The organism is Pseudomonas sp. RW407 (assembly GCF_003176655.1).
GTDB lineage: Bacteria > Pseudomonadota > Gammaproteobacteria > Pseudomonadales > Pseudomonadaceae > Pseudomonas > Pseudomonas delhiensis.
Genome location: NZ_QGSL01000107.1, coordinates 1,730,484 through 1,753,404, shown reverse-complemented (window position 1 = coordinate 1,753,404; position 22,921 = coordinate 1,730,484). Strand labels below are relative to the sequence as shown.

Below are 22,921 nucleotides of genomic sequence, written 5' to 3'. Positions count from 1 at the left end.
CCGGAACCATTCGTCGCACCATCCCCCACGCCGTACTTGCCGGCGGCGCCCCATGGGCATACCCTGCACTGGTCTGACCGGTAATACCAGAACAATAACTGCGCGCCTCAGCCCTCCCTCGTGGATGCGGACGGGCGCAGACAACGGAGACCCCCAATGCTCATCCACCGCTGTTCCCGCTCGATCTTCCTGCAAGTGGTGCTCGGCCTGGCCCTCGGCGTGCTGTTCGGTGTCGGCCTTCCGGACTTCTCGGTCCAGCTCAAGCCGCTGGGCGACGGCTTCATCAAGCTGATCAAGATGCTCATCGCGCTCATCGTGTTCTGCGTGGTGGTCAACGGCATCTCCGGCGCGGGCGACCTGAAGAAGGTCGGGCGCATCGGCCTGAAGTCGGTGGTCTATTTCGAGATCCTCACCACCCTCGCCCTCCTCCTCGGCCTGCTGGTGGCCTACGGCAGCGGCCTGGGCAGCGGCGCCAACATCGACCTGAACGGCCTCTCCGCCGGCGATGCCGCGACCTACACCGCGCACACCAAGGACATCCACGGGCCGGTGGACTTCATCATGGGCCTGATCCCCACCTCGGTGTTCAGCGCCTTCGCCAACAACGACATCCTCCAGGTGCTGGTGTTCGCCGTGCTGTTCGGCAGCGCCCTGAACCTGGTGGGTGAACAGGCCAGCGGCGTGGCGCGGCTGATCAACGAGTTCAGCCACGTGGTCTTCCGCATCATGGGCATGATCGTGCGCCTGGCGCCACTGGGCGTGTTCGGCGCGGTGGCCTTCACCACCAGCCGCTACGGCCTGGAGTCGCTGAGCCACCTGGGCGCCCTGGTGCTGGTGTTCTACCTCACCTGCATCGTCTTCGTGTGCCTGGTGCTGGGCACCGTGCTGCGCCTGAGCGGCGTGCGCCTGCGGCCGTTCCTGCGCTACTTCCGCGAGGAACTGCTGATCGTCCTCGGCACCGCCTCTTCCGATGCCGTGCTGCCGCAGGTGATGCGCAAGCTGGAGAACATGGGCATCCGCAGCTCCACCGTGGGCCTGGTGATCCCCACCGGCTACTCCTTCAACCTCGACGGCTTCTCCATCTACCTGACCCTGGCGGTGGTGTTCATCGCCCACGCCACCGGCACGCCGCTGGCCATCAGCGACCTGCTGACCATCCTGCTGGTGTCGCTGGTAACCTCCAAGGGCGCCCACGGCATCCCCGGCTCGGCCCTGGTGATCCTCGCCGCCACCCTCGCCGCGGTACCGGCCATCCCCGCCGCCGGCCTGGTGCTGGTGCTCTCGGTGGACTGGTTCATGGGCATCGGCCGGGCGCTGACCAACCTGATCGGCAACTGCGTCGCCACCGTGGTCATCGCCCGCTGGGAAAACGACATCGACCTGCAACGCACCCGGGCGGTACTGACTGGCGAACCCGGCGCCACCCAGAATGCGACGCCCGCCTCGAGCAAGGGCGAACTGCGCGGCTGACCACAGCCGCCACGCGTACCGCGCCCCTGGGTGCGGTGCGCAATGGTGGGGCCGGATGGGCCCCTCCTACTTACTGCCTCAGGAGTCACCATGTTTTCCTCATCCAAGCTGGTCAATTCAGTGGTTCAGAAACTGCTAGACACCATCGAACAGGGGCGCTGGGCGGCCGGCCAGATGCTGCCGGGCCAGCGCGAACTGGCCGAGCAGCTGGAAATCAGCCGGCCGAGCCTGCGCGAAGCCATCACCGTGCTGGAGACCCTCGGCGTGGTCCGTTCGCTGCCCGGCAAGGGGGTGATGGTGCTGGAGCGCGAGGAAGGCGCCCTGCGCGAGATCCGCGCCCCGGCCACCGCCACCCTGGAGGACGTGCTGCAACTGCGCTACGCCCTGGAGCCCTTCATCGCCGGGCTGGTGGCGCAGAGCATCGACAGCGATTCCCTCGGCCGCCTGCGCCTGCTGCTGCTGGACATGCGCGAAGCGGTGGAGGACGGCCGCACCGCCGCCCTGGTCGAGGCCTACAACGCCTTCCACCGCAAGCTGGTGGCGCTGACCTCCAACCCGATCTTCCTCAGCGTCTCGCAGCAGATCGGCGGCGCCCTGGAGCAGAGCGACCACCTCATCCAGCGCAACGCCGCCCACGCCGAGGAACTGCTGGCCGAGCACGAGGCCATCGTCCGCGCCATCCGCCAGCACGACAGCGAAGGCGCCAGCCAGGCCATGCGCCAGCACATTCTCAACGAAGGCCTGCGCCTGAACCTGGTGCTGCGCGTGCCGGAAGCGGGGACGGGGCGATGAACGGCGAAACGGGCCCGCGCCGCCGGGGCCAGGCCCAGCGGATCTACGAGGACCTGCACGCGGCCATCCTCTCGCGGCGCCTGCGCCCCGCCGCGCCGCTCAGCCAGGAAACCCTCGGGCGGATCTTCCATGCCGGCCCCAGCAGCGTGCGCCGCGCCCTGCAGCGCCTGGCCCGGGAAGGCGCGGTGGAACTGGCGCCACGGCGCATCGCCAGCGTCGCCCGCCCCGACCCGCAGCACCTGCGGCAACTGCTGGAAACCCGCCTGCTGCTGGAAAGCGACATGCTCCGGCGCCTGGCCGGGAACCTGGACGGCGAGCGCCTGGCGGAACTGCGCGACCTGCTCGCCGCCCAGCGCCGGTGCCTGGCCGCAGGCGACGCGCTGGGCGCGCAGGACCTGGCCCAGCACCTGCACCTGCGCCTGGCGCAGCTGTCCGCCAACCCCCTGCTGCCCGACCTGCTGGGCCCACTGCTGGAGCGCCTGGCGGTGAGCATCGCCCTCGGTCGCGGCCAGGCCCACACCCTGGACAGCTGCCGGCAACAGGGGGAAATGCTCGAAGCCCTCGGCGAAGGTGATGCACAGCGCGCCTGTGCCTGCCTGGAGAGTTACCTGCGCGGCATGGGCGAGCGCCTGCGCTTCGCCCCGCCGCCGACCACCGACCTGCGCGCGGCCTTCGCCGGGAAGCTGGCTACTCCTTGACCACCGCGAAGTTCGGCAGGGTGCCCACCGGCTGGGCGAAGTCGTAGGGGATGGATTCCAGCGCCAGGCCGACGTTGCGCTGCACCACGAAGTGCAGGTGCGGGCCGCTGCTGTTGCCGGTGTTGCCCGAGCGCGCCAGGGGCGTGCCGACGCCGACGCGCTGGCCCTCGCTGACCAGCACCGAGCCACGCATCAGGTGCAGGTAGACGCCCATGGTGCCGTCATCGTGGAGGATGCGCACGAAGTTGCCGGAGGGGTTGTTGCCACGGCCGCTCTGGGCGTTCTCCACCTTCACCACGGTACCGCCGCGGGCGGCCACGATGGGCGTGCCCTCGGGCATGGCGATGTCCAGCGCGTAGCGGCTCTTGGGGGTGAAGTGGCTGTACTTGCCATTGGCGCCCTGGCTCAGGCGGAAGGGCCCGCCGCGCCAGGGCAGCGGATAGTCGTAGGGCACCGGCTGCAAGCGCGGGTCGCCCAGGGCGTAACGCAGCCTGGGCTTGTACTGCATCGGCCGCGACGCATCGCGCGGGCTCAGCGTGGCCAGGCGGATGGCGCTGCGCGGCGCCAGCACCCAGCGGATCGGCCGCTCCGGCGCGCCCACGGCGTTCTGCGCGGCGTTCACGCTCAGCTCCACCTCCACCGGCGCGTAGAGGTCATTGCGCACCTGCAGGGTCTCGAAGCCGTCGTGCCTGAGCGTCTGCAGCTTCACCTGCTGCTCCAGGTGCTCGACCATGCGGTCGCGGAAGACGAACACCTGCGCACCCGCCACGGCCTTGTCCGTGTAGGTGACCACGCCATTGGCGTCGACGTATTTGTAGATGGTCACGGCCGCAGCCGGCCCCGTGGCCATCCATAGGCCACAAAGGAAGAAAAGGCGCCCTAGCATGTCGACTCTGGTTATAGGTATTCGACGCCAGCAAGACTAGCAGCCGCGCCCGGCAGCGGCGAGCCGCCGGCCGTCGGGCTGTGAAGCAGGCCTCAGGCGCCGGGGACGTAGTGCTTCTGGGTGCTGCCGCGGGCGATCAGCCGCGACAGGTAGTCGAGCTTCTGCGGGTCCTGGTCGACGAAGCGCAGCAACAGCAGCAGCCACTCGCTGTCGGGCTTGGGCTCCAGCGCCGCCACCGAGTGCAGGTAGCCGTTCAGGCGCGCCACCTCGTTGTCTTCCTCAAGGTCCAGCACCGCGGTTTCCAGCACCTGCGGCAGCACCTGGCCGCGCTTCACCACCAGTTGCGCCTCCTTCAGGCTGAGCCCGCGGATCACGCAGGGCAGGCTGGCGTTGGGCAGGCGCAACTGGCCCTGGCCCTTGCCCCGCGCAGAGGCGGCGGCGGCCGGTGCGGCAGCAGGCGCCGGGCGTGCCGGAGCCGGGGCTGCAGCCGGCGCGGCCGTGGGGCGCACCACCTCGGCCTTGCCGCCGGTGAGGGCGGCGAGGGAGTCGTTCGGCGGGCCGCCGGCCAGGCTCCGCTGCGGCGCCGAGGCCAGCAGCGTGTCGAGCTTGCCGCTGCGGCTCAGGGCCTTGCGCACCTTGCTCACCAGCTGGTCGTTGGAGAAGGGCTTGCCGATGTAGTCCGACACCCCGGCCTGGATGGCCTGGACCACGTTCTCCTTGTCGCCGCGGCTGGTCACCATGATGAAGGGCACGTCCTTCAGCGGCGCCTGGGCGCGGCACCAGCCGAGCAGTTCGATGCCGGACATCTCCGGCATCTCCCAGTCGCAGAGGATCAGGTCGACCGCGTGGCGGGCGAGGTGCTGCTGGGCCTTGCGGCCGTTCACCGCCTCCTCTATGCGCAACCCCGGAAAATGGTCGCGCAACCCCTTCTTCACCAGGTCGCGGATGAAGGGTGCATCATCCACCACCAGAACACTGACCTTGCTCATCGTCGACTCCCTGGAACGCCAAGGCGAAGGATAGCCTCGGGCGCTGGCAGGATGCCATGCCGGCGTGACCGGTCGGACACGTCCGTCACTCAATCCAGCGTTCGCCCGGCGGTTTCCGGCGCCATGCGCAACCCGGCCAGGCACAGCAGGATGGCCCCGACCATGTACCAGGCCGGCGCGTTCGGGCTACCGGTCAGGCCGATCAGCCCGGCGGCGAAGAATTGCGCGAAGCCGCCGAACAGCGCCACGCCCACGCAGTAGGTGACCGACAGCCCGGTGGCGCGGATCGCCGCCGGGAACAGCTCGGGCAGGATCGCCAGGGAAGCCACCATGCAGTAGGTCAGCGGGATGTTGAGCAGCCCCACGATCAGCAGCAGCGTAGCGAGGCTCGGGGAGTGGTTGAGCAGCAGGAACGCCGGGTAGATCGCCAGCAGCAGGATCGGCAGCGGCCAGAAGATCGAGCGGCGCCGGCCGATGCGGTCGCTCAGGCGCCCGGCATGGGGCGCCAGCAGCAGCGACGGCAGGCAGCTCACCACCGCCGCCCAGGTAGCGACGCCCAGCGGCATGCCGAGCACGCCGATGGCGTGGTTGGCCAGGTAGAACTGGGTGATGTAGACCGGCACCGAGACGCCGGTCACCAGCAGCACGCCGGTCACCAGTTGGCGCGGGTGCCGGCACAGCAACGCCAGGCCCTGGCTGGCCGGCGCCGGCTGGCGGTCGCCCTGCGCCTGGGCGGGCAGGGTTTCCTCCAGGCGGTGGCGGATGTATTCGCTGATCGGGATGGCCAGGATGCCCACCGCGAAGACCGCCCGCCAGCCCCAGGCGTCCATGGCCTCGGCGCTGAGCAGGTTGCTCAGGGCCAGCACCACCAGTGCGCCCATGAGCACGCCCAGGCTCTGGCTGAACACCTGCCAGCTGCAGTAGAAGGCCCGCGAGCCGGCCCCGGCGTACTCCATCAGGATGGTGGTGGCGGTCCCCACCTGGCCGCCGACGGCGAAGCCCTGCAGCAGCCGCGCGAGTATGACCACCAGCGGCCCGAACAGCCCGGCCTGGGCGTAGGTCGGCGCCACTGTGAACAGCAGCGCGCCCAGGGCCATCAGCCACAGCGTCAGGCGCATCGCCGCCTTGCGCCCGACACGGTCGGCGTACAGGCCGATCACCAGGCCGCCCAGCGGGCGCATGACGAAGCCGGTGCCGAACACCGCGAAGGACAGCAGCAGGGACGTCAGCGGGTTTTCCCCGAAGGGGAAGAACAGCCGCGCCATCAGCGTGGCGAGCAGGCTGTAGACGAGGAAGTCGTAGAACTCCAGGGCGTTGCCCAGGCATACCGCGGCGATGGCGCGGGTGCGCCCGGCGCGGGAGGGTTCGGCACTCACAGCGAAGGAAGTCGTTCTTGTTGTCATGTCGGTATTCCCTGCTCGGCTGGAGGGTTCAGGCCAGGAAGCGCTGCGCCAGGCGCACCCAGAGGGTCGCGCCCAGCGGCAGGATGCGGTCGTTGAAGTCGTACCCGGGGTTGTGCACCGCGCAGCCGCCCTCGCCGTCGCCATTACCGATCATCAGGTAGCAGCCGGGCACCTGCTCCAGCCAGAAGGCGAAGTCCTCGCTGGCATGGATCGGCCGCGGGTCGGGCACCAGGCCGTCCTCGCCGAGCCAGTCGAGGACCAGTTGGCGGACCAGTTCCGCGCACTCGACGTCGTTGACCAGCACCGGGTAGCCGTCCGCCTCGACCTCGATTTCGGCGCGGGCGCCGAAACTGCCCGCCTGCTGCCGCGCCAGCTCGCCGATGCGCCGCAGCAGCAGTTCGCGCACCTGCGGGCTCAGGGCGCGCACGCTCAGGCGCAGCTCGGCGCTGTCGGGGATCACGTTGCTGGCGTCGCCGGCCAGGAAGGCGCCGACGGTGAGCACCGCCGCCTCGGACGGCGGCACGTTGCGCGACACCAGGCTCTGCAGGGCGGTGACCAGCGCCGCGCCGGCCAGGATCGGGTCCACCGTCTGCTGGGGCATGGCGCCGTGGCCGCCGCGGCCGTGGATGAGGATCGTCAGGCTGTCGGCCGAAGCCATGCACGGCCCCGGCATGACCATGAAGCGCCCCTCGGCCAGGCCGGGCAGGTTGTGCATGGCGAACAGGGCGTCGCAGGGGAAGCGCTGCAGCACGCCCTCGTCGAGCATGCGCTTGGCCCCGGAGCCGCCATGGCCTTCCTCGGCGGGCTGGAAGAACAGGTGCAGGGTGCCGCGCCAGCTGCGCTCGCGGGCCAGCTCGCAGGCCGCGGCCAGGAGCATGGCGGTGTGCCCGTCGTGGCCGCAGGCGTGCATCTTGCCGGGCACCTGGCTGCTCCAGGGCAAACCGCTCTGTTCCTGGATGGGCAGCGCGTCCAGCTCCGCGCGCAGGCCCAGCGCCGGGCCGGGGCCGTTGCGCAGGGTGCCGATCACCGCGGTGCCGGCCATCTCGGCCACCTCGTAGCCCCAGGCGCGCAGCCGCTCGATGACCCGCTCGCGGGTGGAGTACTCTTCGAAACCCAGTTCGGGTTCGGCATGGATGGCCCGGCGCAGTTCGACCATTTCCGGGACGATAGCGGCTATGCCCGGCGCGATGCAGGCTTTGTTCATCGGCTCGCTCCTGTTTTCTTGTGGGATTGGACTGGATCGATGCCTGGACCGGCCGGTGCGCTAGGCGTGAATTACCCTAGCGCTGGCGCCCGCTGCGCATAAGCCAAAAAAATGTTGTCGTGACGATCTCCGGTGTTCGGAGGGGGGACCCACCTTGAAACTGCATCAGTTGCAGGCCCTGGTAGCGGTGGCGGACGGCGGCGGCATCCGCGCCGCGGCCCGTGGCCTGGGCCTCAGCCAGGCCGCGGTGACCCGCGCCCTGCGCGAGCTGGAGGAGGAACAGGGGCTGCCGTTGCTGATGCGGCACGCCGGCGGCGCCCGCCTGACCACCGCCGGGCAGGTGCTGCTGCCCCGCGCCCGGCAGATCGCCACCCAGCTGGAAAGCGCCCGCCAGGAGCTGGCCAGCCTGCGCGGCGAAGGCGCGGCGTCGCTCTGCGTCGGCGTCACCCCCTGGTTCGGCCAGACCCTGCTGGGCGAGGCCCTGCAGGCCTTCCGCAAGGACATGCCGCACGTCCAGCTGGAGCTGTACGAGGGGTTGCAGGCGCTGATCCTGCCGCTGCTGCGCACGGGCCGCATGCAGTTCGTCCTGGGCCCGGCGTGCATCCTCCAGGGCGCGGAGTTCGTGCACCAGCCCCTGGCGTACTACCGCATGCAGGTGGTGGCCCGCAACGACCACCCGCTGGTCGCGGCGCGCTCGCTGAAGCAGCTGCTGGACCACGACTGGACGATGAACTTCACCGACGACCGCTACGCCGAGACCACCTACGAGCTCTTCGGCCAGCACGGCCTGCAGATCGCCCGCGAGCGCATCGTCTGCGCCCATTCCTCGGGCATGCTCAGCAGCCTGATCGTGGATGCCGGCCTGCTCGGCTACGCCCCGCAGCCGATGCTGCTCTGCGAACCGTTGCGCAGCGGTGCACGGGCCCTGGAGCTAGAGGAGCCGTTGCCGGATGGGGATATCAGCATCATCCGCCTGCGCGACCAGGGGCTGGACGCGACCTCGCGGCACTTCATCCATTGCCTGCAGCAGGCGCTGAAACACAACAGCCGCGCCCGCGATCCGCAGGGACGGCGGTTGGCGGAGATGCTGACGTTGAATTTCTGAGGCGGCCAAGACTACGGCGCGCTTCGCAGGAGCGGACTCCGTCCGCGATTTCGCGCGCAGAGCGCGCTCCTACAAGGGCCTACCGCGACTACGTTGGCGTTCGGCGAGCACGGCTTTCGTAGGAGCGAGCTTGCTCGCGAATGAGCCCCGCTGCGGAGTCTGTTCGCGAGCAAGCTCGCTCCTACGAAGAGCACCTGGCGCTGCCGGCTAGGCAGTTCCCACCCATACAGCGATGAACACCTCGCCGCCGCCATGGGCGTAGGTGTGGCTCAGCTATCGGACTTGCCCTGCACTTCTTCCTTCATGCGCGTCAGGCCGATGTGGCGGACGTCGGTGCCGCGCACCAGGTAGATCACCAGTTCGGCGATGTTGCGCGCGTGGTCGCCGATGCGCTCCAGCGAGCGCAGGGCCCAGATGACGTTGAGCACGCGGGAGATGGCCCGCGGGTCTTCCATCATGTAGGTCACCAGCTCGCGCAGGGCGGTCTTGTACTCGCGGTCGACGGTCTTGTCGTACTGCGCCACCGACAGCGCCAGGTCGGCGTCGAAACGGGCGAAGGCGTCCAGCGCCTCTTGCACCATCTTGCGCACCTGGCCGCCGATGTGGCGCACCTCGACGTAGCCGCGCGGCGACTCGCCTTCCTCGCACAGCTGGATGGCGCGGCGGGCGATCTTCGAGGCCTCGTCGCCGATGCGCTCGAGGTCGATCACCGACTTGGAGATGCTGATGATCAGGCGCAGGTCGGAGGCCGCCGGCTGGCGGCGGGCGAGGATGCGCAGGCATTCCTCGTCGATGTTGCGCTCCATCTGGTTGATCTGGTCGTCGATCTCGCGCACCTGCTGGGCCAGGCCCGAGTCGGCGTCGATCAGCGCGGTGACCGCGTCGTTGACCTGCTTCTCCACCAGCCCGCCCATGGCGAGCAGGTGGCTGCGCACGTCCTCCAGCTCGGCGTTGAACTGCTGGGAGATGTGATGGCTGAGACTTTCTTTGTTGATCATGTGGTTTCGCTCCGCGAAAGCTGCAGGCTACGCGCCGAAGGTTGCAGATTTATTGCGACCGCCGCCTGGCCCTCAGCCGTAGCGCCCGGTGATGTAGTCCTCGGTCTGCTTCTTCGCCGGGTTGGTGAAGAGCGTGTCGGTGTCGCCGAACTCGATCAGCTTGCCCATGTACATGAACGCCGTGTAGTCGGAGACCCGCGCGGCCTGCTGCATGTTGTGGGTGACTATCACGATGGTGAACTTGGATTTCAGTTCGTAGATCAGTTCCTCGATCTTCAGCGTGGAGATCGGGTCGAGCGCCGAGCAGGGTTCGTCGAGCAGCAGCACTTCCGGCTCCACCGCGATGGTACGGGCGATCACCAGGCGCTGCTGCTGGCCGCCGGACAGGCCCAGGGCCGACTCGTGCAGGCGGTCCTTCACTTCCTCCCACAGGGCTGCACCCTTGAGCGCCCATTCCACGGCCTCGTCGAGGGTGCGCTTCTTGTTCACGCCCTGGATGCGCAAGCCGTAGACCACGTTCTCGTAGATGGTCTTGGGGAAGGGGTTGGGCTTCTGGAACACCATGCCGACGCGGCGGCGCAGCTCGGCCACGTCCACGCCGCGGGCGAAGATGTCGTGGCCGTCGAGGCGGATCTCGCCTTCCACGCGGCAATCGTCGACCAGGTCGTTCATGCGGTTGAAGCAGCGCAGCAGGGTCGACTTGCCGCAGCCGGACGGGCCGATGAAGGCGGTCACGCGCTGCTTGGGGACCTGCATGGCGATGTCGAACAGCGCCTGCTTCTGGCCGTAGAACAGGTTCAGGCCGGGCACTTCCAGGGCCACGGTTTCCTTGTCCAGGCGCAGGCCCTCGCGGATCGGCCGGCCGAGGGCGGCGAGGTCGATGCCATGGCGATGGGGTTCTTGTTGCATCTCGTCTCTCCCGTTGGAGGCTCGGGCCGCCGCCTGCACGGGCGGCGGCCGCGGATCAGTTTTCCAGCGCCTTGTACTTCTCGCGCAGGCGGTTGCGGATGGCGATGGCGGAGAAGTTCAGCAGGGCGATCACCAGCACCAGCAGCAGCGCGGTGGCGTACACCAGCGGCCGCGCGGCCTCGACGTTGGGGCTCTGGAAGCCGACGTCGTAGATGTGGAAGCCCAGGTGCATGATCTTCTGGTCCAGGTGCACGTAGGGGTAGTTGCCGTTCACCGGCAGCGACGGCGCCAGCTTGACCACGCCCACCAGCATCAGCGGCGCCACCTCGCCGGCGGCGCGGGCCACGGCGAGGATCAGGCCGGTCATCATGGCCGGGCTGGCCATGGGCAGGACGATCTTCCACAGCGTCTCGGCCTTGGTCGCGCCCAGGGCCAGGGAGCCCTCGCGGATCGCCCGCGGGATGCGCGACAGGCCTTCCTCGGTGGCCACGATCACCACCGGCACGGCGAGGATCGCCAGGGTCAGCGAGGCCCAGAACAACCCCGGGGTGCCGAAGGTCGGCGCCGGCAGGGCCTCGGGGAAGAACAGCCGGTCGATCGAGCCGCCCAGCACGTAGACGAAGAAGCCCAGGCCGAACACGCCGTAGACGATGGCCGGCACCCCGGCGAGGTTGTTCACGGCGATGCGGATCACCCGCGTCAGCAGGCCCTGGCGCGCGTACTCGCGCAGGTAGACCGCGGCGATGACGCCGAACGGGGTGACGATCACCGCCATCACCAGGGTCATCATCACGGTGCCGAAGATCGCCGGGAAGATGCCGCCCTCGGTGTTGGCCTCGCGCGGGTCCTCGCTGAGGAACTCCCAGAGCTTCTTGAAGTAGAACGCCAGCTTGGCGCCCAAGCCCATGGCGTTGGGCTGGTAGGCGTGGACCAGCTTGCCGAGGCTGATCTCCAGCTCGCGGCCGCCGGCGTCGCGCATCACCACGCTGTCGCGGTTGAACTGCTGGCGCAGCTCCGTCAGCTTCCCTTCGTATTCCTGGTAGCGCCCCTGCAGTTCGGCGCGCGCGGCGGCCAGGTCGGCCTGGGCGGCGGCGTCCAGCCCATCGTGCAACTGCAGGCGGCGCTCCTTCAGGCGCAGGCGCTCCAGTTCGTGGTTGACGCCGCCGATGTCCTTCTTCTCCAGCTGGTAGAGCTGGCCGTACAACCCTTCCACCCGCCGCAGGCGGGCCTGCAGCTCGGGCATGGCGTCGGCGCCCCGGGCCAGCACCTGGCCGTCCTGCTTCACGCTGACCAGGTAGCCGTAGAAGTTGCCCCACTCGCGACGCTCCAGGGTCACCAGCTCCCGCGGCCAGCGCCGCTCGGTGAGCCAGTCGCCGATCACCCAGGAGAAGTCGCTGCCGTAGAGGTCGCGGTTGCCCAGCTTGAGCAGTTCGCGGGTCATGAACTCCGGGCCTTCGGCGGGCACCGGCAGGCCGGCGCCGCGCAGGCGCTCGCGCGGCACTTCCTCGACCTGCACTTCTTCGCCGATCAGCACCTTGGCTTCCTGCCCCGGCACGCTGTAGCGGGCCTCCAGCACGTCGGCCGGCCAGAAATGGCCGAGGCCGCGCACGGCGATGACGGCCAGCAGGCCGAGGGTCATGATCACCGCGATGGAAACCGCGCCGGCGTTCATCCATACCCAGGGAGAACCGCTGGCGAACCAGGCTTTCACCGAATCCTGTTTCTGTTTCACCGAAAAGAGCCTCTTCAGACGCCGGTCAGAGCGACGCGTATTTCTTCCGCAGCCGCTGACGGATCAGCTCGGCTAGGGTGTTCATCACGAAGGTGAAGGTCAGCAGCACCAGCGCCGAGAGGAACAGCACGCGGTAGTGGGTACTGGCCACCGCCGACTCGGGCATTTCCACCGCCACGTTCGCCGCCAGGGTGCGCATGCCCTGGAAGATGTTCATGTCCATCACCGGGGTGTTGCCGGTGGCCATCAGCACGATCATGGTCTCGCCCACCGCGCGGCCCATGCCGATCATCAGCGCCGAGAAGATGCCCGGGCTGGCGGTCAGGATCACCACGCGGGTGAGCGTCTGCCAGGGCGTGGCGCCCAGGGCCAGGGAGCCGTCGGTGAGGCTGCGGGGCACGCTGAAGATGGCGTCCTCGGCGATGGAGAAGATGTTCGGGATCACCGCGAAGCCCATGGCCAGGCCGACGATCAGGGCGTTGCGCTGGTCGTAGGTGATGCCCAGCTCGTGGCTTATCCACAGGCGCATGTCGCCGCCGAAGAAGGCGGTTTCCAGGTGCGGGCTGAGCCACAGGGCGAAGGCGCCGACGCCGAGCACCACGGGGATCAGGATGGCCGCTTCCCAGCCGTCCGGCAGCGCCAGGCGGATGCGTTCGGGCAGGCGGCTCCAGAGCAGGCCGGCGAGCAGGATGCCCAGCGGGGTGAGCAGCAGCAGGCTGAAGATGCCCGGCAGGTGGCCTTCGACGTAGGGCGCGAGGAACAGGCCGGCGAAGAAGCCGAGGATCACCGTCGGCAGCGCTTCCATCAGCTCGATCACCGGCTTGACCTTGCGGCGCATGGCCGGTGCCATGAAGTAGGCGGTGTAGACGGCCGCGGCGATGGCCAGCGGGGCGGCCAGGATCATCGCGTAGAAGGCCGCCTTGAGGGTGCCGAAGGTCAGCGGCGCGAGGCTCAGCTTGGGCTCGAAGTCGGTGGTGGCGGCGGTGGATTGCCAGACGTACTGGGGCTTGTCGTAGTTCTCGTACCAGACCTTGCCCCAGAGCGCGTTCCAGGAGACCTCCGGGTGCGGGTTGCTCAGGTCGAAGCCGTGCAGTTGGCCGCCCTGCTCCAGCAGCAGGCGGTTGGCCCGCGGCGACAGGGCCAGCACGCCGCTGGCCGGTGCCACCTGCTGTTCCAGCAGGGTGCGGTGCGCGGTGCTGTGGAACACGCCGAGCTCGCCGGCGCTGTCCAGGGCGATGAAGCCCTTGCGGCGCTGCTCGGGGACGATGGCGGTGATCGGCTTGCTGCCCAGCTGGAAGTCGCGCACGTGCGCCAGGCGCGGCTCGCCGTCGGTGTCGCGGGCCATGAACCACTGGCTGATGCCGCCGTCGGAATTGCCGATCATCAGCGAGATGCCGCCCAGCAGCTGGGCGCTGGCGGTGACCTCGCGGTTGGCATGGTCGAGCAGCTTGTAGCGGCCGTTGAGCTGGCGGGTGCGCAGGTCGAAGACGTCGGCCTGGGCGCGGCCGTTGATGACGTACAGCCACTGCTTGCGCGGGTCCATGTAGATCGCCTTCACCGGGTCGGAGATCTGCGGCAGGTTCACGGCTTCCCGCTCCAGGCTGGTCTCGCCGGTGAGCATGTTCTCCTGGCTGGTCAGGCTCAGCAGCAACATCTGGCTGCCGGTGGAGGCGGCCAGCAGCAGGCCGTCGTCGTCGGAGGCAAGGGCCACGTGCTCCAGCGCGCGGCCCTGCGGGTCGAGGCTGATGGGCGCCTCGCCGTAGGGGTAGTCGACCTGCGGGGTGATGGTCTTGCGGTTGTCCGGGTAGGTGACCTGGTAGCTGTGCTGGAACACCAGGGCCTGGCCGTTGGACAGGCCGAGCGCCACCATCGGGTGCCCCGGCTGGTCCTCGGCGATGGAGACCACCTGGCTGCCGGCCGGCAGCTTGAGCGCCTGGCGGCTGAGTTCGGCGCCGCTGTCCAGGTCGAAGAACAGCACCTGGCCGTCGGCGGCCACGCGCATGGCGACCTGGTTCTGCTCCTCGATGCTCAGCAGCAGGGGCGCCTGCACGCCCTTCAGCCAAGCCGGGGCCAGGGGGGCGCGGGCATCCAGCTCGGCGCCGCGGAACAGCGGCAGCACCACGTAGGCCAGGTAGAAGAAGATGAGGGTAATGGCCACCAGCACCGACAGCCCGCCGACCAGCACGTACCAGCGCGTCAGGCGGTCCTTGAGGGCGCGCATGCGGCGCTTGCGGCGCAGGGTCGGGGTATTGAAGTCGATCCGCTCGGGGGAAGAGTTGCTCATTGCTGAAGTGGCCAGGTCGTTCATGGGGCGACACGCTTGCGGCAGTCTATGACAGAAACATGACACTGAGATGACGAGACGAAGCCCGTCGGCAGTTGCCTGCCAACGGGCCGGATCACCTACCGCTCAGCCCAGGGACGGCTGGCGGGCCGGCGCTACCTAGAGTCCCAGCTCCTTGACCGCCTTCGCCGCGACCTTGGACGGCAGCGGGATATAGCCGTCCTTGACGACGATTTCCTGGCCGCTCCTGGACAGCACCATCTTCAGGAACTGCGCCTCCAGCGGGTCCAGCGGCTTGTTCGGCGCCTTGTTCACGTAGACGTAGAGGAAGCGGGCCAGCGGGTAGGTGCCGTTCAGCGCGTTCTGCTCGTTGTCCTCGACGTAGGGGTCGCCCTGCTTCTTGGCCAGGGCCACGGTCTTCACGCTGGCGGTCTTGTAGCCGATGCCGGAGTAGCCGATGCCGTTGAGCGACTGGCTGATGGACTGCACCACCGAGGCGGAGCCCGGCTGCTCGTTGACGTTGGGCTTGAAGTCGCCCTTGCACAGGGCCTCTTCCTTGAAATAGCCGTAGGTGCCGGACACCGAGTTGCGGCCGAACAGCTGCACCGGCTTGTTGGCCCAGTCGCCGCCCAGGCCCAGGTCGCTCCAGGTCTTCACGTCCTGCTTGGCGCCGCACAGGCGGGTGGCGGAGAAGATGGCATCGACCTGCTGCATGGTCAGGCCCTTGATGGGGTTGTCCTTGTGCACGAAGACGGCCAGGGCATCGACGGCGACGGGCACGGCGGTGGGCTTGTAGCCGTACTTCTGCTCGAAGGCCTGCAGCTCGACGTCCTTCATCTTGCGGCTCATGGGACCGAGGTTGGCGGTGCCCTCGGTGAGCGCCGGCGGGGCGGTGGAGGAGCCAGCGGCCTGGATCTGCACGTTCACGCTCGGGTACAGGCGCTTGTACTCCTCGGCCCAGAGGGTCATGAGGTTGGCCAGGGTATCCGAGCCCACGCTGGACAGGTTGCCAGAGACGCCGCTGGTCTTCTGGTAGTCCGGCAGCGCCGGGTCGATCGCCGCGAAAGCGCTGGCAGCGCCCACGCCGGCGGCGGCGAAGGTCAGCGCCGCCATCAAACGCTTGAGTTTCATGCCTTGCTCCTTGGGGAAAGGCCGACTGGCTGGAATTCGGCGCCACGCGTTGGGGCGCGAGCAGACTCTATGAAAGCAATGTGACAGCCAGATGAAAACCGACGGGCTCGAAGGAGAAATGTGACGATACTTATTACGGAATATTTCAAACGTAGGGCGAATAACCGTTCGCGGTTATCCGCCGCTGGCCCCAACGGCATCGCCGGCCTGCCGGCTGGATCGCGGACGGAGTCCGCTCCTACGGGTACATGGCGCACAGGGTAACTGTAGGAGCGGGCCCTGCCCGCGATTCGCGCGCAGGGCGCGCGCCTACAGGGGGAGCCAGAGGTGGGCATGGCGTAGGAGCGGACCTTGTCCGCGATTGGTTTTCCCCGCGCCAAAGCAAAACCCCCGACCAGCCAGGCTGATCAGGGGTTTTGGGATAGGTGCTTGACGATGACCTACTCTCACATGGGGAAACCCCACACTACCATCGGCGATGCGTCGTTTCACTACTGAGTTCGGGATGGGATCAGGTGGTTCCAACGCTCTATGGTCGTCAAGCAATTCTTTCGGATGCCCGTGGCTTGCGCACACGCTCATCCCGATTCGGGTATGTGACAGGTATTTGCGGTTCTCACGAACTTTCGGTTCGTCGACTTCACCGTCCAACACACAAATTGTTTGGGTGTTATATGGTCAAGCCTCACGGGCAATTAGTATCGGTTAGCTCAACGCCTCACAGCGCTTACACACCCGACCTATCAACGTCGTAGTCTTCGACGGCCCTTCAGGGGAATCAAGTTCCCAGTGAGATCTCATCTTGAGGCTAGTTTCCCGCTTAGATGCTTTCAGCGGTTATCTATTCCGAACATAGCTACCCGGCAGTGCCACTGGCGTGACAACCGGAACACCAGAGGTTCGTCCACTCCGGTCCTCTCGTACTAGGAGCAGCCCCTCTCAAATCTCAAACGTCCACGGCAGATAGGGACCGAACTGTCTCACGACGTTCTAAACCCAGCTCGCGTACCACTTTAAATGGCGAACAGCCATACCCTTGGGACCGGCTTCAGCCCCAGGATGTGATGAGCCGACATCGAGGTGCCAAACACCGCCGTCGATATGAACTCTTGGGCGGTATCAGCCTGTTATCCCCGGAGTACCTTTTATCCGTTGAGCGATGGCCCTTCCATACAGAACCACCGGATCACTAAGACCTACTTTCGTACCTGCTCGACGTGTCTGTCTCGCAGTCAAGCGCGCTTTTGCCTTTATACTCTACGACCGATTTCCGACCGGTCTGAGCGCACCTTCGTACTCCTCCGTTACTCTTTAGGAGGAGACCGCCCCAGTCAAACTGCCCACCATACACTGTCCTCGATCCGGATAACGGATCAGAGTTAGAACCTCAAGCATGCCAGGGTGGTATTTCAAGGTTGGCTCCACGCGAACTGGCGTCCACGCTTCAAAGCCTCCCACCTATCCTACACAAGCAGGCTCAAAGTCCAGTGCAAAGCTACAGTAAAGGTTCACGGGGTCTTTCCGTCTAGCCGCGGATACACTGCATCTTCACAGCGATTTCAATTTCACTGAGTCTCGGGTGGAGACAGCGCCGCCATCGTTACGCCATTCGTGCAGGTCGGAACTTACCCGACAAGGAATTTCGCTACCTTAGGACCGTTATAGTTACGGCCGCCGTTTACCGGGGCTTCGATCAAGAGCTTCGCTTTCGCTAACCCCATCAATTAACCTTCCGGCACCGGGCAGGCGTCACACCCTATACGTCCACTTTCGTGTTTGCAGAGTGCTGTGTTTTTAATAAACAGTCGCAGCGGCCTGGTATCTTCGACCGGCGTGGGCTTACGCAGTAAATACTTCACCCTCACCGGCGCACCTTCTCCCGAAGTTACGGTGCCATTTTGCCTAGTTCCTTCACCCGAGTTCTCTCAAGCGCCTTGGTATTCTCTACCCGACCACCTGTGTCGGTTTGGGGTACGGTTCCTAGTTACCTGAAGCTTAGAAGCTTTTCCTGGAAGCATGGCATCAACCACTTCGCTCTCTAAAAGAAAGCTCGTCATCAGCTCTCGGCCTTGAACACCCGGATTTGCCTAAGTGTTCGGCCTACCACCTTAAACTTGGACAACCAACGCCAAGCTGGCCTAGCCTTCTCCGTCCCTCCATCGCAGTAACTAGAAGTACAGGAATATTAACCTGTTTCCCATCGACTACGCTCTTCAGCCTCGCCTTAGGGACCGACTAACCCTGCGTCGATTAACGTTGCGCAGGAACCCTTGGTCTTTCGGCGTGGGAGTTTTTCACTCCCATTGTCGTTACTCATGTCAGCATTCGCACTTCTGATACCTCCAGCAAGCTTCTCAACTCACCTTCACAGGCTTACAGAACGCTCCTCTACCGCGCATCTTGCGATGCACCCGTAGCTTCGGTGTATGGTTTGAGCCCCGTTACATCTTCCGCGCAGGCCGACTCGACTAGTGAGCTATTACGCTTTCTTTAAAGGGTGGCTGCTTCTAAGCCAACCTCCTAGCTGTCTAAGCCTTCCCACATCGTTTACCACTTAACCATAACTTTGGGACCTTAGCTGACGGTCTGGGTTGTTTCCCTTTTCACGACGGACGTTAGCACCCGCCGTGTGTCTCCCACGCTGACACTTCCAGGTATTCGGAGTTTGCATCGGTTTGGTAAGTCGGGATGACCCCCTAGCCGAAACAGTGCTCTACCCCCTGGAGTGATACGTGAGGCGCTACCTAAATAGCTTTCGAGGAGAACCAGCTATCTCCGAGCTTGATTAGCCTTTCACTCCGATCCACAAGTCATCCCCTGCCTTTTCAACGGAAGTGGGTTCGGTCCTCCAGTCAGTGTTACCTAACCTTCAACCTGCTCATGGATAGATCGCCCGGTTTCGGGTCTATACCCAGCGACTAAACGCCCTATTAAGACTCGCTTTCGCTACGCCTCCCCTATTCGGTTAAGCTCGCCACTGAATATAAGTCGCTGACCCATTATACAAAAGGTACGCAGTCACCCAACAACGTGGGCTCCCACTGCTTGTACGCATACGGTTTCAGGTTCTATTTCACTCCCCTCTCCGGGGTTCTTTTCGCCTTTCCCTCACGGTACTGGTTCACTATCGGTCAGTCAGTAGTATTTAGCCTTGGAGGATGGTCCCCCCATGTTCAGACAACGTTTCACGTGCGCCGTCCTACTCGATTTCACTTCCTGGAACCTTTCACATACGGGGCTATCACCCACTATGGCCGCACTTTCCAGAGCGTTCTGTTAGATTCCAAGAAGCTTAAGGGCTAGTCCCCGTTCGCTCGCCACTACTAAGGGAATCTCGGTTGATTTCTGTTCCTCAGGGTACTTAGATGTTTCAGTTCCCCTGGTTCGCCTCACACACCTATGGATTCAGTGTGTGATAACCAGCTTGTGCTGGCTGGGTTCCCCCATTCAGAGATCTCCGGATCAAAGTCTGTTTGCCGACTCCCCGAAGCTTATCGCAGGCTACCACGTCTTTCATCGCCTCTGACTGCCAAGGCATCCACCGTATGCGCTTCTTCACTTGACCATATAACCCCAAGCAATCTGGTCATACGTCTCGAACGTGAAGACGACATTCGCCGAAAATTCGCGCTTGAACTCGCAAATTTTACCTTGACTTGAACAATCCCCAGTGAAAGAGATCATTCAGTCTACTTCTATCACATACCCAAATTTTTAAAGAACGGTTCTGGCACAAAGACCAGACATCAATGTTCGTTCAACACCTTGAACATTCATGTCTGAGCTTTCGACGATGCGGAGATGGTGGAGCCAAGGAGGATCGAACTCCTGACCTCCTGCGTGCAAAGCAGGCGCTCTCCCAGCTGAGCTATGGCCCCCTCTTTTCCAACGATTGGTGGGTCTGGGCAGATTCGAACTGCCGACCTCACCCTTATCAGGGGTGCGCTCTAACCGACTGAGCTACAGACCCATATAGGGTTGCCTAACCGTCGCTTACCAGTGAATCAAGCAATTCGTGTGGGAGCTTATGAGAAAGCCGGGATCTTCGATTAAGGAGGTGATCCAGCCGCAGGTTCCCCTACGGCTACCTTGTTACGACTTCACCCCAGTCATGAATCACTCCGTGGTAACCGTCCCCCCGAAGGTTAGACTAGCTACTTCTGGAGCAACCCACTCCCATGGTGTGACGGGCGGTGTGTACAAGGCCCGGGAACGTATTCACCGTGACATTCTGATTCACGATTACTAGCGATTCCGACTTCACGCAGTCGAGTTGCAGACTGCGATCCGGACTACGATCGGTTTTCTGGGATTAGCTCCGCCTCGCGGCTTGGCAACCCTCTGTACCGACCATTGTAGCACGTGTGTAGCCCTGGCCGTAAGGGCCATGATGACTTGACGTCATCCCCACCTTCCTCCGGTTTGTCACCGGCAGTCTCCTTAGAGTGCCCGGCATAACCCGCTGGTAACTAAGGACAAGGGTTGCGCTCGTTACGGGACTTAACCCAACATCTCACGACACGAGCTGACGACAGCCATGCAGCACCTGTGTTCCGATTCCCGAAGGCACTCCCGCATCTCTGCAGGATTCCGGACATGTCAAGGCCAGGTAAGGTTCTTCGCGTTGCTTCGAATTAAACCACATGCTCCACCGCTTGTGCGGGCCCCCGTCAATTCATTTGAGTTTTAACCTTGCGGCCGTACTCCCCAGGCGGTCGACTTATCGCGTTAGCTGCGCCACTAAGATCTCAAGGATCCCAACGGCTAGTCGACATCGTTTACGGCGTGGACTACCAGGGTATCTAATCCTGTTTGCTCCCCACGCTTTCGCACCTCAGTGTCAGTATCAGTCCAGGTGGTCGCCTTCGCCACTGGTGTTCCTTCCTATATCTACGCATTTCACCGCTACACAGGAAATTCCACCACCCTCTACCGTACTCTAGTCAGGCAGTTATGGATGCAGTTCCCAGGTTGAGCCCGGGGATTTCACATCCATCTTACCAAACCACCTACGCGCGCTTTACGCCCAGTAATTCCGATTAACGCTTGCACCCTTCGTATTACCGCGGCTGCTGGCACGAAGTTAGCCGGTGCTTATTCTGTTGGTAACGTCAAAACTACAAGGTATTAACTTGCAGCCCTTCCTCCCAACTTAAAGTGCTTTACAATCCGAAGACCTTCTTCACACACGCGGCATGGCTGGATCAGGCTTTCGCCCATTGTCCAATATTCCCCACTGCTGCCTCCCGTAGGAGTCTGGACCGTGTCTCAGTTCCAGTGTGACTGATCATCCTCTCAGACCAGTTACGGATCGTCGCCTAGGTGAGCCATTACCCCACCTACTAGCTAATCCGACCTAGGCTCATCTGATAGCGTGAGGTCCGAAGATCCCCCACTTTCTCCCGTAGGACGTATGCGGTATTAGCGTCCCTTTCGGAACGTTGTCCCCCACTACCAGGCAGATTCCTAGGCATTACTCACCCGTCCGCCGCTGAATCAGAGAGCAAGCTCCCTTCATCCGCTCGACTTGCATGTGTTAGGCCTGCCGCCAGCGTTCAATCTGAGCCATGATCAAACTCTTCAGTTCAATACTGATCGGGTTTTGAGAAAACCCTAAACTTGGCTCAGCAATCGCAAAAAACTCTCGAATTCACGAGTGTTGCTTGTGATGCTGATAATCTTGCGATCACCAGTCTTAACCCACAAGCACCCACACGAATTGCTTGATTCAACTTGTTAAAGAGCAGTGGTTGATTCTTTCGTCTCAACCGAGGCCGCGCATTCTACGCCAACCTCTTATTCCGTCAAGCGTTATTTTCAGAATTTTTCGTTCCTACTCAACCGCTTGCGCTTTCGATCGGCCTAAGCTTCTCGTCAGCGGGAGGCGCATTCTACAGCGTTCAAACTCGCTGTCAAGCACCTCGGCGATCTTCCTTTTCGGCCCGCTGCCGGAGCAGCTATCGAACCGAAAGGCGGCAAGTGAAGCACCTGCCTGATCACCACCCCAACTTCGAACCTGCTTAAGTGCTTGATTTTCAAGCTCTTTCAGCGCTTCGTCGCTGGGAGTGGTGCGCATTATAGGGACTTCAGAATGCCCGTCAACGACTTTTTGAAACTTTTATTTCGACGGCATTCTTTCCTGCAGCAGCGAGACCAGCGAATCGAAGTCGTTCATCTGATAGAGCGGCAAGTACAGCTTCCTGACCGCGCCCCTGACCTGCCCCGCCGCCCCTATGTCGCCACTGACCACCTTCCTCTTATAGGCGACCTGCTCGTCCTGGTGCCGGTACACGTCTTCCGCCGACATCCAGAACACACCCTTCACGCAGGGCAGGTCGTACCAGTAGACATAGGCGCACTTGTGCACTCCCGGGCCGTTGACCACCAACTCTCGCTGGGCGTCCAGCTTGCCGGCGACGTCCAGCGTCATCGAGTGGGAATAGCACTCGTAGGCCGGGTTGACCTTCTTCGAGATCAGCAGGAAGGGCCGGAATATGACCTTGAACTCCATCAGCAGCAGGACTTCGCCACTTTGCACATGCCGTACCTGGAAATCCGGCATGTGCAGTTCCTGCTGGTCGGCCCTTTCGACCACGAGCCCCGGAACCAGGGTATCCAGGACCTGCTGTAAGTAGGATTCGAACACCGCCTCCAGTTCATTGCCCAGGTCGATGTCCGGGTTCTTGTCTATATGCTTGAGCGTGGAGAGGTGGAAATGCTCGCACTCGCGGCAAACCTTGTCGCCGGGCCTTTTCCGCGCTGGCGCGCCCTGTGCCTGGTCGAGGTACATCGTCTGGTAGTAGTGCCGCGACTCCGGCTGCCAGGCGAGCAGCCTGGAGTGCGCCGCCGGGACGCGGGCGACCAGCCCCGGCGGCAGCGATTCCAGCAGGTTCTGGTACAGGTTGCAGGCCTTCCATGGATTCGACATGCGAACATCAACTCCCTACAATCGACGCCCCTCAGCCATGCTACACGAAGAGATCACACGTTCTTCATGATCAAGCTGCTCAACACCTACGAAGACCGCGACGAGGCGGAAGCCGCCGCCGAGAAGCTGACCGGCCCCAAGCGCCTGGCCAGCGAGCGCGACGACACCACCACCATCTACAACCTCTTCGGCGCCCCGACCTGGGGCAACTTCCTCCGCCTGGGCATGTACAACCTGGAGGAACTCAAGACCCTGCTGGCCAACCGGGAAAGCTGGAACAGCGCACAGCAGGCGCGCCACGCCGAAATCGCCGGGACGCTGGCCATCGTGGCCAAGAACTACGAGATCGAAGTTCCCGCCCACTGGCTGTAGCCCCCGGCCACAGCCTGCCC

General features: G+C 64.4%; 15 protein-coding genes, 2 tRNA genes and 3 rRNA genes. 5 read left to right on the top strand and 15 right to left on the bottom strand.

The window, feature by feature from the left end:
* Positions 1-156: 156 nt before the first annotated feature.
* The 3 genes from DK254_RS32005 to DK254_RS31995 all read left to right on the top strand — a co-directional run bounded on the left by DK254_RS32005 (position 157) and on the right by DK254_RS31995 (position 2,960).
* Entirely contained in the window at positions 157-1,470 is a 1,314-nt protein-coding gene (locus DK254_RS32005) for a C4-dicarboxylate transporter DctA (RefSeq protein WP_109937057.1), read from the top strand.
* Positions 1,471-1,560: 90 nt separating this feature from the next.
* Complete coding sequence (locus DK254_RS32000) at positions 1,561-2,262, top strand: FadR/GntR family transcriptional regulator (protein WP_089390718.1); 702 nt, start codon at positions 1,561-1,563, stop codon at positions 2,260-2,262.
* Positions 2,259-2,960, top strand: a complete 702-nt coding sequence (locus DK254_RS31995; protein ID WP_109937056.1) for a GntR family transcriptional regulator — start codon at positions 2,259-2,261, stop codon at positions 2,958-2,960. Before DK254_RS32000 ends, DK254_RS31995 begins: the two co-directional genes overlap by 4 nt.
* Here DK254_RS31995 and DK254_RS31990 read toward each other — a convergent pair.
* From DK254_RS31990 to DK254_RS31975, 4 genes are all read right to left on the bottom strand, one after another.
* Positions 2,950-3,846 carry a peptidoglycan DD-metalloendopeptidase family protein gene (locus DK254_RS31990; protein ID WP_089390716.1) on the bottom strand — a complete coding sequence of 299 codons (897 nt, stop codon included), beginning with the start codon at positions 3,844-3,846 and terminating at the stop codon, positions 2,950-2,952. The genes DK254_RS31995 and DK254_RS31990 overlap by 11 nt on opposite strands.
* A gap of 92 nt (positions 3,847-3,938) precedes the next feature.
* Positions 3,939-4,835: a response regulator gene (locus tag DK254_RS31985; protein ID WP_109937055.1), complete on the bottom strand. Its 897-nt coding sequence runs from the start codon at positions 4,833-4,835 to the stop codon at positions 3,939-3,941.
* Between the two features lie 89 nt (positions 4,836-4,924).
* Positions 4,925-6,238 carry an MFS transporter gene (locus tag DK254_RS31980; protein WP_109937054.1) on the bottom strand — a complete coding sequence of 438 codons (1,314 nt, stop codon included), beginning with the start codon at positions 6,236-6,238 and terminating at the stop codon, positions 4,925-4,927.
* Between the two features lie 28 nt (positions 6,239-6,266).
* Positions 6,267-7,442 carry a M20 aminoacylase family protein gene (locus DK254_RS31975; RefSeq protein ID WP_109937053.1) on the bottom strand — a complete coding sequence of 392 codons (1,176 nt, stop codon included), beginning with the start codon at positions 7,440-7,442 and terminating at the stop codon, positions 6,267-6,269.
* Positions 7,443-7,596: 154 nt separating this feature from the next.
* Here DK254_RS31975 and DK254_RS31970 point away from each other — a divergent pair, with 154 nt between their 5' ends.
* On the top strand, positions 7,597-8,547 hold the full coding sequence (locus DK254_RS31970; protein WP_109937052.1) for a LysR family transcriptional regulator: 951 nt from the start codon (positions 7,597-7,599) through the stop codon (positions 8,545-8,547).
* 269 nt (positions 8,548-8,816) lie between these two features.
* Here the strand turns inward: DK254_RS31970 and phoU are convergent, their stop codons facing one another.
* The 11 genes from phoU to DK254_RS31915 form a co-directional block, all read right to left on the bottom strand.
* Positions 8,817-9,545, bottom strand: a complete 729-nt coding sequence (gene phoU, locus DK254_RS31965; protein ID WP_009614205.1) for a phosphate signaling complex protein PhoU — start codon at positions 9,543-9,545, stop codon at positions 8,817-8,819.
* A 72-nt stretch (positions 9,546-9,617) separates the two neighbouring features.
* A complete protein-coding gene (gene pstB / locus DK254_RS31960) occupies positions 9,618-10,454 on the bottom strand; it encodes a phosphate ABC transporter ATP-binding protein PstB (RefSeq protein WP_109937051.1) in 837 nt (278 codons plus the stop codon).
* Positions 10,455-10,509: 55 nt separating this feature from the next.
* Positions 10,510-12,186 (bottom strand): phosphate ABC transporter permease PstA, encoded by a 1,677-nt coding sequence (pstA, locus tag DK254_RS31955; protein ID WP_109937050.1) that lies wholly within the window; start codon positions 12,184-12,186, stop codon positions 10,510-10,512.
* Between the two features lie 25 nt (positions 12,187-12,211).
* Entirely contained in the window at positions 12,212-14,188 is a 1,977-nt protein-coding gene (locus tag DK254_RS31950) for an ABC transporter permease subunit (RefSeq protein ID WP_371921204.1), read from the bottom strand.
* A 441-nt stretch (positions 14,189-14,629) separates the two neighbouring features.
* The gene (locus tag DK254_RS31945; protein ID WP_109937048.1) at positions 14,630-15,601 is read right to left on the bottom strand and encodes a phosphate ABC transporter substrate-binding protein PstS; all 972 of its coding nucleotides are present in this window, start codon (positions 15,599-15,601) and stop codon (positions 14,630-14,632) included.
* A gap of 427 nt (positions 15,602-16,028) precedes the next feature.
* Positions 16,029-16,144, bottom strand: a 5S ribosomal RNA gene (gene rrf / locus DK254_RS31940).
* Positions 16,145-16,275: 131 nt separating this feature from the next.
* Positions 16,276-19,166: ribosomal RNA gene (locus DK254_RS31935) — 23S ribosomal RNA — on the bottom strand.
* Positions 19,167-19,403: 237 nt separating this feature from the next.
* Positions 19,404-19,479 (bottom strand) — tRNA-Ala (locus tag DK254_RS31930).
* Between the two features lie 15 nt (positions 19,480-19,494).
* Positions 19,495-19,571, bottom strand: a tRNA-Ile gene (locus DK254_RS31925).
* Between the two features lie 80 nt (positions 19,572-19,651).
* Positions 19,652-21,188: ribosomal RNA gene (locus DK254_RS31920) — 16S ribosomal RNA — on the bottom strand.
* The 16S, 23S and 5S rRNA genes sit together here with 2 tRNA genes alongside, the layout of an rRNA operon.
* Positions 21,189-21,719: 531 nt before the next feature.
* Complete coding sequence (locus tag DK254_RS31915; RefSeq protein WP_109937047.1) at positions 21,720-22,529, bottom strand: hypothetical protein; 810 nt, start codon at positions 22,527-22,529, stop codon at positions 21,720-21,722.
* 66 nt (positions 22,530-22,595) lie between these two features.
* On the opposite strand from DK254_RS31915, the gene DK254_RS31910 reads away from it, so the two are divergent.
* Entirely contained in the window at positions 22,596-22,901 is a 306-nt protein-coding gene (locus tag DK254_RS31910; RefSeq protein ID WP_371921192.1) for a hypothetical protein, read from the top strand.
* The last annotated feature ends 20 nt before the right edge of the window (positions 22,902-22,921 follow it).

Excerpts from the sequence above, each read along its gene's own strand:
- DK254_RS32005 (WP_109937057.1), top strand. The coding sequence starts at position 157 with ATGCTCATCCACCGCTGTTCCCGCTCGATCTTCCTGCAAGTGGTGCTC.
- DK254_RS32000 (WP_089390718.1), top strand. The coding sequence starts at position 1,561 with ATGTTTTCCTCATCCAAGCTGGTCAATTCAGTGGTTCAGAAACTGCTA.
- DK254_RS31995 (WP_109937056.1), top strand. The coding sequence starts at position 2,259 with ATGAACGGCGAAACGGGCCCGCGCCGCCGGGGCCAGGCCCAGCGGATC.
- DK254_RS31990 (WP_089390716.1), bottom strand. The coding sequence starts at position 3,846 with ATGCTAGGGCGCCTTTTCTTCCTTTGTGGCCTATGGATGGCCACGGGG.
- DK254_RS31985 (WP_109937055.1), bottom strand. The coding sequence starts at position 4,835 with ATGAGCAAGGTCAGTGTTCTGGTGGTGGATGATGCACCCTTCATCCGC.
- DK254_RS31980 (WP_109937054.1), bottom strand. The coding sequence starts at position 6,238 with ATGACAACAAGAACGACTTCCTTCGCTGTGAGTGCCGAACCCTCCCGC.
- DK254_RS31975 (WP_109937053.1), bottom strand. The coding sequence starts at position 7,442 with ATGAACAAAGCCTGCATCGCGCCGGGCATAGCCGCTATCGTCCCGGAA.
- phoU (WP_009614205.1), bottom strand. The coding sequence starts at position 9,545 with ATGATCAACAAAGAAAGTCTCAGCCATCACATCTCCCAGCAGTTCAAC.
- pstB (WP_109937051.1), bottom strand. The coding sequence starts at position 10,454 with ATGCAACAAGAACCCCATCGCCATGGCATCGACCTCGCCGCCCTCGGC.
- DK254_RS31950 (WP_371921204.1), bottom strand. The coding sequence starts at position 14,188 with ATGCGCGTGGCCGCCGACGGCCAGGTGCTGTTCTTCGACCTGGACAGC.
- DK254_RS31945 (WP_109937048.1), bottom strand. The coding sequence starts at position 15,601 with ATGAAACTCAAGCGTTTGATGGCGGCGCTGACCTTCGCCGCCGCCGGC.
- DK254_RS31915 (WP_109937047.1), bottom strand. The coding sequence starts at position 22,529 with ATGTCGAATCCATGGAAGGCCTGCAACCTGTACCAGAACCTGCTGGAA.
- DK254_RS31910 (WP_371921192.1), top strand. The coding sequence starts at position 22,596 with ATGATCAAGCTGCTCAACACCTACGAAGACCGCGACGAGGCGGAAGCC.